General features: G+C 55.0%; 14 protein-coding genes. 11 read left to right on the top strand and 3 right to left on the bottom strand.

Annotation, left to right across the window (positions count from 1 at the left end):
* Positions 1 to 131 precede the first annotated feature (131 nt).
* Together QQL54_RS12115 and QQL54_RS12120 are read left to right on the top strand one after the other, a co-directional pair.
* Entirely contained in the window at positions 132 to 1,514 is a 1,383-nt protein-coding gene (locus QQL54_RS12115; RefSeq protein ID WP_284391038.1) for a M23 family metallopeptidase, read from the top strand.
* A 177-nt stretch (positions 1,515 to 1,691) separates the two neighbouring features.
* Positions 1,692 to 2,612 carry a DUF4282 domain-containing protein gene (locus QQL54_RS12120; protein WP_284391040.1) on the top strand — a complete coding sequence of 307 codons (921 nt, stop codon included), beginning with the start codon at positions 1,692 to 1,694 and terminating at the stop codon, positions 2,610 to 2,612.
* Between the two features lie 108 nt (positions 2,613 to 2,720).
* On the opposite strand, the gene clpB is transcribed toward QQL54_RS12120, so the two are convergent.
* On the bottom strand, positions 2,721 to 5,318 hold the full coding sequence (clpB, locus tag QQL54_RS12125; protein WP_284391042.1) for an ATP-dependent chaperone ClpB: 2,598 nt from the start codon (positions 5,316 to 5,318) through the stop codon (positions 2,721 to 2,723).
* Positions 5,319 to 5,524: 206 nt separating this feature from the next.
* Between clpB and QQL54_RS12130 the strand changes: the two genes are divergently transcribed.
* The 4 genes from QQL54_RS12130 (at position 5,525) to QQL54_RS12145 (ending at position 10,192) form a co-directional block, all read left to right on the top strand.
* Positions 5,525 to 6,145 carry a TetR/AcrR family transcriptional regulator gene (locus QQL54_RS12130; protein WP_284391044.1) on the top strand — a complete coding sequence of 207 codons (621 nt, stop codon included), beginning with the start codon at positions 5,525 to 5,527 and terminating at the stop codon, positions 6,143 to 6,145.
* Entirely contained in the window at positions 6,145 to 8,097 is a 1,953-nt protein-coding gene (locus tag QQL54_RS12135) for a TonB-dependent receptor (RefSeq protein WP_284391081.1), read from the top strand. Before QQL54_RS12130 ends, QQL54_RS12135 begins: the two co-directional genes overlap by 1 nt.
* A gap of 18 nt (positions 8,098 to 8,115) precedes the next feature.
* A complete protein-coding gene (gene prfA, locus QQL54_RS12140) occupies positions 8,116 to 9,174 on the top strand; it encodes a peptide chain release factor 1 (protein ID WP_284391083.1) in 1,059 nt (352 codons plus the stop codon).
* Between the two features lie 73 nt (positions 9,175 to 9,247).
* Positions 9,248 to 10,192: an isoaspartyl peptidase/L-asparaginase family protein gene (locus QQL54_RS12145; RefSeq protein ID WP_284391085.1), complete on the top strand. Its 945-nt coding sequence runs from the start codon at positions 9,248 to 9,250 to the stop codon at positions 10,190 to 10,192.
* A gap of 25 nt (positions 10,193 to 10,217) precedes the next feature.
* On the opposite strand, the gene QQL54_RS12150 is transcribed toward QQL54_RS12145, so the two are convergent.
* Complete coding sequence (locus QQL54_RS12150) at positions 10,218 to 10,508, bottom strand: metal-sensitive transcriptional regulator (RefSeq protein ID WP_284391087.1); 291 nt, start codon at positions 10,506 to 10,508, stop codon at positions 10,218 to 10,220.
* A gap of 91 nt (positions 10,509 to 10,599) precedes the next feature.
* Here QQL54_RS12150 and QQL54_RS12155 point away from each other — a divergent pair, with 91 nt between their 5' ends.
* From QQL54_RS12155 to QQL54_RS12175, 5 genes are read left to right on the top strand one after another with little or no spacing between them, the layout of a single operon-like run.
* A complete protein-coding gene (locus QQL54_RS12155) occupies positions 10,600 to 11,202 on the top strand; it encodes a hypothetical protein (protein ID WP_284391090.1) in 603 nt (200 codons plus the stop codon).
* Positions 11,203 to 11,214: 12 nt separating this feature from the next.
* Positions 11,215 to 11,682 (top strand): heavy-metal-associated domain-containing protein, encoded by a 468-nt coding sequence (locus QQL54_RS12160; RefSeq protein ID WP_284391092.1) that lies wholly within the window; start codon positions 11,215 to 11,217, stop codon positions 11,680 to 11,682.
* 31 nt (positions 11,683 to 11,713) lie between these two features.
* The gene (locus tag QQL54_RS12165; RefSeq protein WP_284391094.1) at positions 11,714 to 12,088 is read left to right on the top strand and encodes a hypothetical protein; all 375 of its coding nucleotides are present in this window, start codon (positions 11,714 to 11,716) and stop codon (positions 12,086 to 12,088) included.
* Positions 12,089 to 12,125: 37 nt separating this feature from the next.
* Positions 12,126 to 12,440 (top strand): hypothetical protein, encoded by a 315-nt coding sequence (locus QQL54_RS12170; protein WP_284391096.1) that lies wholly within the window; start codon positions 12,126 to 12,128, stop codon positions 12,438 to 12,440.
* 22 nt (positions 12,441 to 12,462) lie between these two features.
* Positions 12,463 to 13,380 carry an alpha/beta hydrolase gene (locus QQL54_RS12175; protein ID WP_284391097.1) on the top strand — a complete coding sequence of 306 codons (918 nt, stop codon included), beginning with the start codon at positions 12,463 to 12,465 and terminating at the stop codon, positions 13,378 to 13,380.
* Here the strand turns inward: QQL54_RS12175 and galU are convergent, their stop codons facing one another.
* The gene (gene galU, locus QQL54_RS12180; RefSeq protein ID WP_284391099.1) at positions 13,381 to 14,256 is read right to left on the bottom strand and encodes a UTP--glucose-1-phosphate uridylyltransferase GalU; all 876 of its coding nucleotides are present in this window, start codon (positions 14,254 to 14,256) and stop codon (positions 13,381 to 13,383) included. It lies immediately after the preceding gene.
* Position 14,257 lies beyond the last annotated feature (1 nt).

A 14,257-nucleotide genomic window follows, 5' to 3' on the forward strand; every position in this document is an offset into this window, starting at 1 on the left:
AAAAGCGGTAAGGTGACTGAGTTCGACAATAGAGTTAACACTTTACGAAGGGGAGGCGGGCACAATGGGAAGCAAGCCAAACCCAGTGACACATTCCGACCCTGACACAGTGCCCAAGGACGACACGACACATGACTGACACTTTCAAAAACGAACTGTCTGTCCGAATGCGCGCTTTTGCGGGATATAGTTCGACCCAAATTCCGACACGAAATAAGCTTAAAGCTTTGGTGGCAGGTGGGGCGCTGACTTTGATTGCATTGATGGCGCTGCCGCAATCCCCCATCAATGACGAAGCCGCCGATGTTGCAGAGTTGGTTAGCGCAACGCCTGCTCATGATTTGTCCCGCTTCGACATGGCTTTATCTGATGAGTTTATCGTGCCTCGACGTGAAATTCGTGAAGTCACGCTAAAGCCCGGCGACAATCTAGGGCCAATGTTGCAACGCGAAGGCCTGAGCGGGTCCGATGCGCATCGTTTCGTACAAGCATTTTCCAAAGACTTCTCACCGCGTCGGTTGCGAGGCGGTCAGACTTTTAATTTACATCTTCAAGACGGCGTTGTGAGCGATGTGACGTTCCGGCCATTTGCAGAACAAACGATCTTTGTGTCCCGTAAAGGGGAAGACTGGTTATCTCGCGCTGTGGAAGCTGAGTTCCGCTATGAGACCTTGTCGGTTCGGGCGACGATTGAAAATTCGCTCTATGTTGATGCGACTCGCCTTGGTGCGCCGGACAAAGTCGTGGCGCAGTTCGCCAATATCTATGAATATTCTGTCGACTTCCAACGCGACATCCAACCTGGCGATGAATTTGAACTCTTCTTTGAAGTCGCTCGCGATCATAAGGGTAATATCGTCAAAGCCGGCGATCTTCTTTATACCTCATTCTCACCTCGAGGACGCACGCTCGATTATTGGCTGTTCGAAGACAATGACGGTCGAGAGAATTTTTATGATGCTGATGGCAAAACCGCCAAGCGTAAATTGCGCGCGACACCGATTAATGGCGCGCGCCTATCCTCATCTTACGGCAGCCGGAAACACCCAATTCTTGGCTATCGAAAAATGCATTCGGGCGTAGACTTCGCCGCGCCGCGTGGGACCCCAATTTTGGCCGCAGGGTCTGGCGTAGTCGAACGCGCGAACCGGTATGGCAGCTTTGGTAATTATGTCCGTATTCGTCATACGGATGGATACAAAACGGCCTATGCTCACATGAAAGGTTTTGCGCGAGGAATTAAAGCTGGCGCGCGTGTGCGGCAGGACCAAGTTATCGGTTATGTGGGTACGACGGGTCGCTCAACTGGCCCGCACCTACATTATGAAGTCATTCACAATGGCAAGAAAATTAATCCGCGTCGTCTGAGCCAATTGTCAGGCAAGCCGCTCTCTAAAGATCAATTACCAAGCTTTGAGTCTCGCCGGGCTGAGATCGAATCCCTTCGTGCCAATGCGACGGTTGTGCAGCCAGCGCAGCCTATGGCAGTCATGTCGGCCGAAATTCCGGGTTAATTCACACGTTAATTCCGCCGATATTTCTTTATCCGATCACGCCTTAGGGGTTTTTTGGCGTGTAAGTATTATTTGATTAACTTTAGGTTGGTCGAACAGACCAATTCGCTTGCGTATCTATTTCAGTCTGGTCTATCGCTCCCGCTAGATTTTCGACTTCACCGGTAGATATTCCCCATGAAAAACCTGCTCAATTTCTTTTTCTCTTTCGACAAATTGTTCAAAGAGAAGCTCATTGTCCCATTTTTTTGGCTGGCTCTCATCGTATGGGCACTGGCCTATTCTGCTGAAGCGCTTGATACAATTGCGCTAGATCCACTTGCGAGGCTGATTGAATTTGTCGGCTTCTTTGCCGAAGTCCTGCTCGTTCTTGTCACGATCCGGATTGTGTCGGAAATTTTTGTCGCAATATTTAGAATTAACGACAATCTTTCGCCGGATGGTGGAAAAGCGGAACTGGCCGATATTGATCCGGTTGGAGAAGCGCTTAAAGCCGCTGAGCATGCCACGGCTCGGACGCGGGAGATAACTAAAAGTGCCACGGATAAGACTCGTCTTGTCACCCATACAAAAGCACCTTCGATGACGTCCAAGGAAAAGACCGAAGCTGTTATGGGTAAAGGATCTGTCCCAGAAGCTGGTGATGAGCCAACACCCGTGAAGGCATTAGAGCCATCTGCAGTCGACTCAACCACCGTTAAGCGTGGTCGCGGGCGTCCAAAGGGTTCCACGAATAAGCCTAAAGCTGGCACAGCATCTGCAGCCAGCGCATCCGCGCCTGTCAAACGGGGCCGCGGTCGTCCTAAAGGTTCGACTAACAAGCCGAAGACAGAGGCAAAATCTGCAGACGGCACGACACCTGTGAAGCGTGGCCGCGGTCGTCCGAAGGGCTCTAAGAATAAAACAACAGCCGATGCAGCGACAACTGCCGCGCCCGTTAAACGCGGTCGCGGTCGTCCGAAGGGTTCAAAGAATAAATCCACAACCGGGACTAAGCCGGGGCCGAAAAAAGGGGCACCAATCCCACGTGACGCAGATGGTAATCTGCTCAAGAAAGACGGCACGCCGCGCAAAAAGCCTGGACCTAAATCCAAATAATAGGCTCCAGCCTCAAGAATTATGAAAGCCCGGTTCATTGAACCGGGCTTTTTTATTTGGTCGATAAGACTGCGATGTCTTTAGAAACTATCGTCAATATTGGCTCTATTAGGGCTGAGCGTCGAGCGCGACGGACCCCAAGACGCTCAGACGGATTTTGCCGCCAGCAGCGTCGATCTTGATCGTATCGCCGTCATGAATACGCCCAGCAAGAAGTTCACGGGCGAGCTCATCTTGCACTTGTTTTTGAATAACGCGTTTGAGCGGACGGGCTCCGTAGCTCGGATCATAACCCGCCTTGCCCAAATGCTCACGTGCCGCGTCGGTTAGTTCGATCGTGATCTGTTTGTCACGCAGCCACCCTTGTAGGCGCTTCATCTGAATATCGACAATCGCGCCCATATGTTCAGGCTTCAGTCTTTCGAACAACAAGATCTCATCAATCCGGTTGAGGAATTCGGGCCGGAAATGTGCGTTGACCTCTGCCATTACGCCAACTTTGGCTTTCTGTACGCTTTCTCCGTCGCCGAGATTTAGCAGATGCTGCGCCCCGATATTGGATGTCATGATGATCAGCGTATTGCGGAAATCAACCGTACGTCCCTGACCATCAGTCAGGCGACCATCGTCGAGCACTTGCAACAATACGTTGAAGACGTCCGGATGAGCTTTTTCAATCTCGTCAAAGAGAACGACCTGATAGGGACGACGGCGGACGGCTTCTGTCAGCGCGCCGCCTTCCTCATAGCCTACATAGCCGGGCGGTGCACCGATCAGGCGCGAGACGCTGTGCTTTTCCATATATTCCGACATATCAATACGGGTGATCGCCTGATCACTATCGAACAGAAATCCAGCAAGCGCCTTGGTCAGTTCGGTCTTGCCGACCCCAGTTGGGCCGAGGAACATGAAGGAGCCGATTGGTCGCTGTGGATCACGCAGCCCTGCGCGGGCACGACGCACCGCGTCTGACACCGCCTCAACTGCACTGTCCTGGCCGACGACGCGCGCGCTCAGTAGCGTCTCCATTTCCATCAGCTTATCGCGTTCACCTTCCAGCATCTTTTCGACGGGAATACCGGTCCAGCGCGACACCACAGCGGCGATCGTTTCAGAGGTGACGGTTTCCGAGTCCATCACGTCAACATCGCTATCTTCCAACTCGGTTTCTCGAGCCTCTAGTTTTGGAATCTCGACATGTTGCAACCGGCCAGCGGCTTCATAGTCACCCTGACGCACAGCGTTCTGCAATTCGAAGCGGGCTTGCTCCAACTGTTCCTTCACGTCTGTAGCGGAGGCCAATTTGCCACGTTCAGCCTCCCAAGCCGCCGTCATCTCGTTGGATTGGGTGGTCAGGTCTTTGATCTCGGCTTTCCGTTTCTCAAGCCGATCCTTAGACGCATCATCTTTTTCCTTTTTGAGCGCTTCGACTTCGATTTTCAGCTGAACTAGCCGTCGGTCGATCTCGTCCAACGCTTCTGGCTTGCTATCGACCTGCATGCGCAGGCGTGAGGCCGCCTCATCCATCAGGTCGATGGCCTTGTCGGGTAGAAAGCGGTCGGTGATGTAACGGTCTGACAGTTTTGCCGCGGCCACAATGGATCCGTCCGAAATGCGGATGCCGTGATGGACTTCATATTTATCCTTGAGTCCGCGCAGGATCGAAATCGTGTCTTCTACGGTCGGTTCACTAACGAACACGGTTAAAAAGCGGCGGGCGAGCGCCGCGTCTTTTTCCAGGTGTTTGCGGTATTCATCCAGCGTGGTCGCGCCGACGCAGTGAAGCTCTCCGCGCGCGAGCGCGGGTTTGAGCAGATTGGCCGCATCCATCGCGCCATCCGTTTTGCCGGCACCAACCAGCTGGTGAATTTCGTCGATGAACAGAATGATCTGTCCATCTGCGTCTTCCACTTCCTTGAGCACAGCCTTGAGCCGTTCTTCGAACTCACCGCGATATTTTGCACCTGCGACGAGCGACCCCAGATCGAGGGCGAGCAACCGTTTGTCGCGGATCGATTCCGGCACGTCCCCTGAGACGATGCGGTTAGCGAGGCCTTCTGCAATAGCGGTTTTGCCGACGCCCGGTTCGCCGATCAGCAGCGGATTATTCTTACCGCGTCGGCTCAGCACTTGGATTGTTCGGCGAATTTCCTCGTCGCGCCCGATAACAGGATCGAGTTTGCCATCGCGAGAGGCTTGCGTCAGATCGCGCGCATATTTGGACAGGGCGTCATATTGATCCTCGGCACTGTCAGATGTCACAGGGTCATCCTTTCTTACGCTTTTAATCGCCTCAGTCAGGCGAGATATGTCGACGGAAGCGGCATCCATCGCAGAGACTAAGTCTTTATCGGCATTTAGAGCTGTGGCCAGCAATAGGCGTTCAACCGTGACAAAGGCATCACCTGCTTTCTTGGCGGTCTTTTCCGCACTGGCAAAGGTTTTTGCCGCCGTTTGGGATAGGGATAACCCTGACCCGCCCTGAACTTTGGGCAGACGGTCTAACGTACGCTCAACATTGACCTGCAAAGCTTCAGCGGACCCACCCGCCATTTGGATTAGGTTGCGCGGTAATCCGCCGTCTTCCATCAGCAAAGCCAACATGATGTGGCTAGGCATGATCTGTTGATTGTCACGCGTTACAGCCTCGGTTTGCGCCGATTGAATGACTGCGCGGCCGCGTTGGGTATAGGCTTGGATATCCATTCTACCGTCCTCGTCTCAAAATTCTTTGGATGTGCAATAGCGCAGATCGCCAGTGCATGATGCTGAGTCTGAGATAGGAATGATGTCCTAAAGTGTAAGGGGTGGATCTATATTATTTTGATCGGTTAGTTTCGGCAGTTTGTCTCTCTACAAGCATTCACTCACTCCCATGCTTGTAATCGAACAAAAGCAGCGGCAAGGCGGCGATGATGACTGCGTCCGTTTCTAATCGCCCCAGCGCGGCCAAGCGCAAACGTCTCTCGCCTGAAGAGAGGCGCTCGCAATTGCTTGAAACGGCGGTCGACGTGTTTGCAGAAATGGGCATTGAGCGCGCTGGTCATGGGGACATTGCCAAGCGGGCCGGTGTATCAACACCGACCGTGTTCAACTACTTCCCAACCCGCGCCCGTCTGGTCGAAGCGGTTTTAGCCGAGATCGAAGGGGATGTGGCGGAGATGTTCGCAAGCGTTCCTGTTGAGACGCCTGAGACAGGCAATGTTCGGCGCCACCGCATTCTACAACTCGCGACGGCCTATCAAAATATGGTCGAACGCAAGCCGGGTGCGGCGAAGACCTTCCTGAAATGGGGTGTGTCATTCGATCCGGATATTCGCCCGACTTATTTGGCGTTTCAGACGCGGATGCTTGATTTTCTTGTCGCCTATTTGCCGGACAACCCGGAAGATCCGGCCAAGGCGCGGGCTGAAGCACGCATTTTGTATGGTGCGGCCAACCTGTTGGCGGCCATGGCGTTTGATAATTTCAAACCCGAAGAAATGTATGATTATGTGGGCCGTATCGCCGACATTTTAAGCCAGCCTGTCTAATGCGCTTTGCTGTGATTATAACCGCCGCCATCTTCGCGGCAACGTCCGCTTATGCGCAAGATCCGGTCGTAGACGAAGTCACCGTCACGGACCAAATCATGCGGGTGAATGACCGGCCAGAGAGCATCGATATCATTCCGGCAGAGGCAGCACGTGCGTTCGTCCATCCGGCCGAATCGCTCAACGCGGTCGCGGGCGTAAATATCCACCGGGGTTCAGGACAAGAACATCTGACGGCCATTCGCTCACCTGTTCTGACCGGCGGCGCTGGGGCCGGGAGTTTTCTATTTCTGGAAAACGGGATTCCGTTGCGCTCGGCAGGCTTTGCCAACGTGAACGGCCTATTTGAGGCAGGAACTGAGTTTGCGGAACAGATCGAAGTTTTCAAAGGGCCGGGGCCGACGGAATATGGCTCCAACGCCGTGCATGGCCTAATCAATATTGTGACACCCGAACCGGGGTCCGGCTCCACAACCACCATTATTGGTAGTACTCGCGGTTATGGCCGTGTCATCGTGGGCCATGATTTAACGGACGATCTTCGCGCCTCTATCAGTCTCGCTCATGATGACGGCTTCCGCGACGAGAGCGGGTTTGATCAACAAAAGGCAGAATTGCGCTACCGCACGGATTTCGGCGTTTGGGCTGTGGACGCCATCGCGGCATTCAATAATCTCAATCAAGAGACGGCTGGCTTTGTTCAAGGGACAGACGCCTATGTGGACGATACGCTACGCTTCACCAATCCCAACGTGGAAGCCTTTCGCGACGGGAAAAATTACCGGGCACAAGTCCGACTGTCGCGGGATCTGGGCGAGGCCGAGCTGGTCATGACGCCCTATGCGCGTCGGGCAGAGCTGCGCTTTTTACGCCATTTCGTGCCGGGTCAAGCTCTAGAGAAAAACGGCCATACGGCCTTTGGTGTGCAGACGGCGCTGATCGGCGACGATTGGTCTGTTGGGGTTGACGGGGAATGGACGGACGGGTTCCTCTATGAATTCCAAGACAACCCCACGCGTTTCTCATTCGTCCAAGGGCTGCATTTTGATTATCATGTCAAAGCTCTTGTTTTAGCGGGCTACGCGCAAAAATCTTTCGAGATGGACCGATTACGCCTCGATGTCGGTGCGCGAGGCGAATATACGCATTATGATTATGACACGCTGGCTGCGCCAGGTGTGTCGGGACGTTTCATTCGGTCGCCAGATCGAACCGATGACTTTTTTACGCTGACGCCGAAACTTGGTCTAACCTACGTGGCGGCGGATGATATCACGGTCTTTGCCCGCGCTGCGCGCGGGTCACGCGCACCGCAAACGACCGACCTCTATGCGGTCGTCCAGAACCAGACTCCTGGTGAAGCCGATGTCGAAACACTCGATAGTCTGGAGGGCGGGGTTCGGTTCGGGCAAGGGGAGACCCGGTTTGAGGTTACAGCCTACACAATGTGGAAAGATAATTTCTTTTTCCGCAATGCGGCGGGTTTTAATGTGGTGGATGGAAAAACGCGTCATACGGGCGTTGAATTTTCCTTCGCCGCGCCACTGACGGGTTGGCTCTCAGCCTCTGGTGAATGGGCTGTGTCCGATCAAAGCTACGCCTTTAATGATGCCAGTAGCGGCATACGCGACGGTCTCGCCGTGGACACCGCGCCGAATACACTCGGTACGATGCGATTAAACGCAGATTGGGGTCACATTGGTGCCGGGATCGAATGGCGTCATGTCGGACGCTACTACACAAATGAAGCCAATACTCAGACCTATCCAGGCCACGACATCTTTGTCGCGCGCGCGTCTTATGACGTCTCAGATACAGTCCGTGTCTTTGGGCGCGTCGATAACCTGTTCGATACGCGCTATGCGGACCGTGCCGATTTCGCCTTCGGCAATGAACGCTATTTCCCCGGACGACCAAGAACGCTGTTTGTCGGTTTGACGGCGAACTATTGAAAGCCTAGCTGACGCGCCATGCACATTCCCGATCAAAAATTAGCTCAGGTCGTCGACCGCTTTGAGCAAATCGAAGCCCGCATGGGCGCGACCACGGATGGCGAAGAGATCGTCCAACTTGGCAAGGATTATGCGGAGCTGAAGCCGATCGCTGAAGGTGTCCGAAAATTGCAGGACGTCCGTGCCGAAATGGCGGATTTGGAAGCCATGATGGATGATCCGGAAATGGCCGCGATGGCCAAAGACGAATTGCAGACGCTTAAGGATTCACTGCCCGATTTGGAACACGAAGTGTCCCTGCTACTCTTGCCTAAGGACAAAGACGATCAGGCGGCTGTGGTGCTAGAAATCCGGGCCGGGACAGGCGGTGACGAAGCGGCGATCTTCGCAGGCGATCTGTTCGCCATGTATCAGCGCTATGCCAGCTTGCAGGGTTGGCGCGTCGAGATTGAAACCTCGGCTGAAGCTGACATGGGCGGATTTAAGGAAATCTCTGCCAGCATCAGCGGGGCGGGTGTCTATGGGCAGATGAAGTTCGAAAGCGGCGTCCACCGCGTGCAACGTGTGCCTGTCACTGAAACGCAGGGTCGCATTCATACATCGGCGGCGACTGTCGCGGTCCTGCCAGAAGTCGAAGATATCGATATCGGTTTTTCCATGAATGATGTGCGCGTCGATACGCTGCGCGCCTCTGGGGCGGGTGGACAGCACGTCAATAAAACCGACTCCGCCGTGCGCATGACGCACGAGCCAACCGGCACTGTCGTCTTCTGCGATGCCAAATCCCAGCACCAAAACCGCGCCAATGCCGAACGGCTTTTGAAGTTAAAGCTCTACGACATTGAAAAAGCCAAGCAGGATGCAGAACGTTCTGAAGCGCGGTCTGGCCAGATCGGCTCGGGCGACCGGAGTGAGCGGATCCGCACTTATAACTATCCGCAGGGCCGGGTGACGGACCACCGAATCAATCTGACGCTCTATAATCTCGATAAGATTGTTGCGGGCGATGCGCTGGACGAAGTGATCAACGCGCTGATTACGGAAGACCAGGCGGCGAAGCTGGCGGAGATGCAGTAAGCATTTCAGTCTTTATCCGGCATCCTGATTTGATAAATTTGCGCTTTGCGACACTCTCAGTCATAGTTTCTCTATGATCAAATATTGTCTCCCACTCGCCCTTCTAACTACCACTGCCGCGCCGGCCATTGCGCAGGACGCTATGTGCGAGGCCCAGACCCGCTTTGCAATCATTGTTCACGGCGGAACCTCGTCAGGCGAAGCTCGGCCCAAACGTCTGGCTTTTATTGAAACCATGCTGGCTGACCGCCGGGCGGAACTCAATGCAGGCGCCAGCGCGATCGACACGGTCGAAGCGGCCATCGTCGCGATGGAAGATTCAGGCCTGTTTAATGCAGGCAAGGCGGCGATTACTAATTCGGCGGGCTATGTCGAAACCGACGCTTCAATTATGGATGGCCGGAACCTTAACGCCGGGTCAGTCGCTTCGCAGCGTGCGATCAAGAACCCGATCCGGGCGGCGCGTCTGGTGATGGATGAAACCCGGCACGTTATGATGGTGGGTGATCGGGGCGAGGTGGCGGTTACGGCGCTCGGTGCAGAAACTGTGGTGCCGGAGGAATACTTCACGCGGGCGACCAAAAAAGCCAAAGAGCCCAAGGAACACGGCACTGTCGGCGCGGCCGTGCTTGATCGTTGTGGCGACTTGGCGGCAGGCACGTCCACGGGCGGTTATGGCAGTAAAATTCCGGGGCGGGTTGGCGATAGTCCTATCATCGGGGCTGGAGTCTACGCGCAAAACGGTGTGATGGCGGGATCAGCGACCGGACATGGCGAATATTTCGTCCGCCACACGGCGCTGCGATCTGTCGCCGCGCGTATGGATTACGGCAATCAGACCCTATCGGATGCCGTTCAAGCCGTGATCGACGGGATGGACACAGCTGGACCGGGTCGTGACGGGCAGGGCGGGATCGTGTCCGTCGACGCCAACGGTAATTTCGCCGCGATCCATTCCACCGTTGGTATGATTCACGGCATGACCAGCGACCGGATCGCGCCCATAGCGGACCAGTAAAGGCCGATCAGTGGGGCAGGCTGATTTACTGTTTCCGCATCAAAAGATCGACCAGTTCAGCCACCTTCTGTTCGCGCTCATCTAAGTCATCGCTGGCAACTGCCGCGGCCAGACAGTGATCGGCGTGATCTTTTAGAAGCTCGCCTTCGACTTTTTTCAGCGCGGCGCTGACGGCCTTCACCTGTGTCAGCACATCAATACAATAGCGGTCATCCTCAATCATTTTGGACAGACCCCGAACTTGGCCTTCGATCCGCGCGAGCCGTTTCGAGACATTCGTGCGGCGTTCTATCCGTGTGGGTGACGTTTTAGTCATTCTGTTTTTTCCATCTTGCGGACACTGCAAACACCCTATACCCCTATAGGGTATGTTGTGTCGAGCCCTTCTCCCAGTTTCGGTCTGCCTGATGGCGACTGCTGCCCATGCGCGACCCGTCTCCTATCAAGGCGGGTGGACGCTGATCGCCGAGTCAGACCGGCAATCAAGCTCGGCGCTTGTTCATTATACGCCTGATCCGGCCTATTCAATTGGATTGCGGACTGAATGGGATCGGGTGGACGATCTTCTCTTCACAGGCGTGCAAGGAACGTGGCTCGCAAAACGCTGGTTCGGTGACAACTACCAAGCCAATCTCTATTTCTGGGGCGCAGGCGGGGTGGTCGACGGTGTGGATGGTAATCCCAGCGATGCACGGGCCGGGGCTATTATCGGTGTTATGGCGGATTGGGAAACACGGCGATGGTATCTCGGCTATCGCGCGCGGGCCAATGATTACGGATCACTAGACCGTTCTGCCATGCAGGGCGCGCGTATCGGTTGGGCGGCCTATGAAGGTGATACGGGTGATCTTCATACCTGGCTCATGTTGGATGTAGATCATCGACCTGACGCAGAAAACCCGACCGACGTCACCCCGCTGCTGCGGTTCTTTAAAGGCTCAGCTTTATTCGAAGCGGGTTACAGCTTGCGGGACAATCAACCGCTCATCAATTTTCAATATCGCTTCTAGACGGAGAGACCCATGCTTAGATCCCTCACCATAATTCTTGCCTTCAGCGTGGCAGGCCCGGCTTTCGGCCAAATGACCGACCATGATCAAATGACTAGTCACGATATAAGCGGTGATCATGAGGTTCATGATCATGCCAATATGGATCAGGCGTCCATGGAGACGCCCTCCAATATCGATATGGCCGGCTTGAGTTTGGCGACCACGCCGGAATTACAGGCGGCATTGGAGGCGGGCGGCCAACCGATAGTGGCTAAAGTGCTGGGCGCCGTTTGTGATTTTTGCGCCATGGCCATGAACAAGACATTTGGGAAACGTGATGAAGTCGCCGCAACCCATGTTGATCTCGACGCGAAGACGCTCAGCCTCGTGTTAAAACCAGGCGCGGAACTTGATGACGAGACACTCCGCAAAGTCGTTAAGAAAGCCGGCTATCAGGTTGATGTGATCGACCGTGATCCGGCTCTCCCAACCAGCTAAACTTGCAGCGAACTAAGCCATGACACAGCCCATGACAAAAAAGGCTTATCTGGCCCCGACACTGTCTTTGTTTGCCAGTACGTCGACCTTGCTCTGCTGTGCGCTGCCAGCTCTGCTGGTAACGATCGGGGCGGGCGCGGTCATGGCTGGACTCGCCTCAAACGTGCCGGGCTACATCTGGCTGACTGAACATAAGGTCGGTTTGTTTCTCGCCAGTGGCTTTATGCTGGCGCTGGCTGCGATCATGCGCTGGCGATCCCGCAACGCCCCCTGTCCCATCGATCCTGACCAAGCGCAGGCATGTCAGCGCATCCGCCGCGTCAGCGGAATTATGCTCTATGGCTCAGTAGTGATTTTGCTGATTGGCGGGTTTTTTGCCTTCTTTGCGGCGGACTTACTGCTCTAGGATTTGAATCCCGCTGCGATTACCCTATCTTGGTGCCATGTATTGCATCGTCTACCGTTTCAAACTGATTGAGCCGACCCAGGCGACTGAAGCGAGGTTCGTCGAAACCTGGTCCGGGATCACCGACTATTTGAAACGAGAATGCAAAGCGCATGGCTCGCGCCTACATCAGGGTGAGGACGGCGTGTTTTTCGCTTACGCGCAATGGCCGTCCCTCGAGGTGTTCGAAGCCTCTGCCGCGCATGAACCCAAACTTGAATTCGTGGAAATGCGTCTCGATTGGGCGGATCTCTGCGAACCGACCGAAGTTATATTCGCCGGAGACTTACTGGCCGATCTGTCCAACGGTTGATGCCTATGCCATAGGCCCTGCCATGGATCTGAGACATTTAACGCTTTTCTGCACGCTTCTGCTGACGGCTTGTGACCAGACGTGGACGCCTTCTGTGGTGGGTGAAGCCCCAGCTCCCGCCACAAGTGAACCTATCACACTGGGACAGTCCTATACGCTGATGTCGGATGTGTTTGGCGGTCCGCGCGAAATCAATGTTTACGTGCCTGATTTACCGGGTTGGGCGGATGGTTATTTTGATGACCCTCTACCCGTTCTTTACGTCGTTGACGGCGGACTGGAACAGGACTTCATCCATCTCGCGGGATTGTCGCATCTTCCCTTGATCAATGCTGAACGAAGTCCAGCCATTATCGTCGGCGTTAAAACGGACGACCGCTACGGCGAGATCACGCCTGAGCCAACCGACCCGCGTTATATCGCTGAGTTTGAAGGCTATGGCGGCGCGGACACGTTCAGACGCTTTCTGCGCGACGAAGTTCAACCCTTTGTACGGTCTCTGGGCCACACGGGCCGTCCCGCTTTGATAGGTGAGTCACTGGCCGGATTATTCGTCTTGGACACACTCGCGGCGGAGCCGGATTTGTTCGATGACTATATAGCAATTTCGCCCAGTAGCTGGTGGGATGATCGCAAGCTTGCAAAGTCAGCGACTGAGACTTTGGCCGACACGCCGATAGGCAAGAGACTGGTGCTCGCCATGGCCAATGAAGGCGGGACAATGGAGATGGGTACGCTGGCTTTTCGGGATGCGGCTGCCGCCGACCCAGCGATCACGCTGAGCTTTCTCGATCGATCGGGTAGTGAAAGCCACAGCACAATCTATCACGACGCTGCCCGCGATGCGCTGATCCTGCTGCACGGCATTGCGGCAGAGCCTTATGGCGACATGCCTTGGTATCTGATCGAGGGCGAAGAGCCGCCGACGGACACGCCGTAACTAGGCTTGCGCATCACGCACTAACGCTCGGGCTCCATCCGCAATTTCCGGGTGGGTGAGAGCGTGTGCTAAGACAGCTTCGAAATAGCCAAGCTTAGAGCCGCAATCATAATCCTGACCCGCATAAGCGAAAGCGTGAAAGGGCGACCCCGAATCCATTGCACGGGCCATCGCGTCCGTGAGCTGGATTTCACCCCCCGCACCGGTGTCTTGTGTCGCCAGCAGGTCCATGACGTCAGGCTGCAAAATATAGCGCCCCGTGATCTTGTAGCGTGACGGCGCGTCTTCGATGGCGGGTTTTTCAACCATGCCGGACATGGCGATCAACGGTCCGTCCAAACGGCCCTTCGGGGCTATGACGCCGTATTTTGACACGTCCGCTTCGGGCACTTCGTCAACGGCGATGATATTTCCGCCGACCTCAGAATAGGCAGTCATCATCTGCTGCAGGCAGCCAGTTTCGCCTTTAATGATGACGTCCGGTAGCAGCACGGCGAAGGGTTGATCACCGACAATATCCCGTGCGCACCAAACGGCGTGGCCGAGCCCGCGCGCAGATTGCTGCCGCACGAAACTCATCGTGCCTTCTTTCGGTCGTAGACGTTTTAGCTCGTCGGCAATCTCTGTCTTAGCTTTAGCGTCCAGTGCGGCTTCCAGCTCATAAGCTTCGTCGAAATAGTCCTCGATCGCGCCTTTGTTTCGCCCAGTGATAAAAACAATATGTTCGATCCCGGCTTCTAACGCTTCATCCACCACATATTGCAGGGCCGGGCGGTCGACGACCGGTAACATTTCCTTCGGGACTGTTTTGGTCGCGGGTAAAACGCGAGTCCCGAAACCAGCGACAGGCATAACAGCGATACGAACGGGTTTCATG

Source organism: Algimonas ampicilliniresistens, from assembly GCF_030159955.1.
GTDB lineage: Bacteria > Pseudomonadota > Alphaproteobacteria > Caulobacterales > Maricaulaceae > Litorimonas > Litorimonas ampicilliniresistens.

Coding starts and splice junctions, on each gene's coding strand:
- QQL54_RS12170 (WP_284391096.1), top strand. CDS start 12,126: ATGTATTGCATCGTCTACCGTTTCAAACTGATTGAGCCGACCCAGGCG.
- QQL54_RS12160 (WP_284391092.1), top strand. CDS start 11,215: ATGCTTAGATCCCTCACCATAATTCTTGCCTTCAGCGTGGCAGGCCCG.
- QQL54_RS12155 (WP_284391090.1), top strand. CDS start 10,600: ATGGCGACTGCTGCCCATGCGCGACCCGTCTCCTATCAAGGCGGGTGG.
- galU (WP_284391099.1), bottom strand. CDS start 14,256: ATGAAACCCGTTCGTATCGCTGTTATGCCTGTCGCTGGTTTCGGGACT.
- QQL54_RS12145 (WP_284391085.1), top strand. CDS start 9,248: ATGATCAAATATTGTCTCCCACTCGCCCTTCTAACTACCACTGCCGCG.
- QQL54_RS12165 (WP_284391094.1), top strand. CDS start 11,714: ATGACAAAAAAGGCTTATCTGGCCCCGACACTGTCTTTGTTTGCCAGT.
- QQL54_RS12150 (WP_284391087.1), bottom strand. CDS start 10,508: ATGACTAAAACGTCACCCACACGGATAGAACGCCGCACGAATGTCTCG.
- QQL54_RS12115 (WP_284391038.1), top strand. CDS start 132: ATGACTGACACTTTCAAAAACGAACTGTCTGTCCGAATGCGCGCTTTT.
- clpB (WP_284391042.1), bottom strand. CDS start 5,318: ATGGATATCCAAGCCTATACCCAACGCGGCCGCGCAGTCATTCAATCG.
- QQL54_RS12135 (WP_284391081.1), top strand. CDS start 6,145: ATGCGCTTTGCTGTGATTATAACCGCCGCCATCTTCGCGGCAACGTCC.
- QQL54_RS12120 (WP_284391040.1), top strand. CDS start 1,692: ATGAAAAACCTGCTCAATTTCTTTTTCTCTTTCGACAAATTGTTCAAA.
- QQL54_RS12130 (WP_284391044.1), top strand. CDS start 5,525: ATGATGACTGCGTCCGTTTCTAATCGCCCCAGCGCGGCCAAGCGCAAA.
- QQL54_RS12175 (WP_284391097.1), top strand. CDS start 12,463: ATGGATCTGAGACATTTAACGCTTTTCTGCACGCTTCTGCTGACGGCT.
- prfA (WP_284391083.1), top strand. CDS start 8,116: ATGCACATTCCCGATCAAAAATTAGCTCAGGTCGTCGACCGCTTTGAG.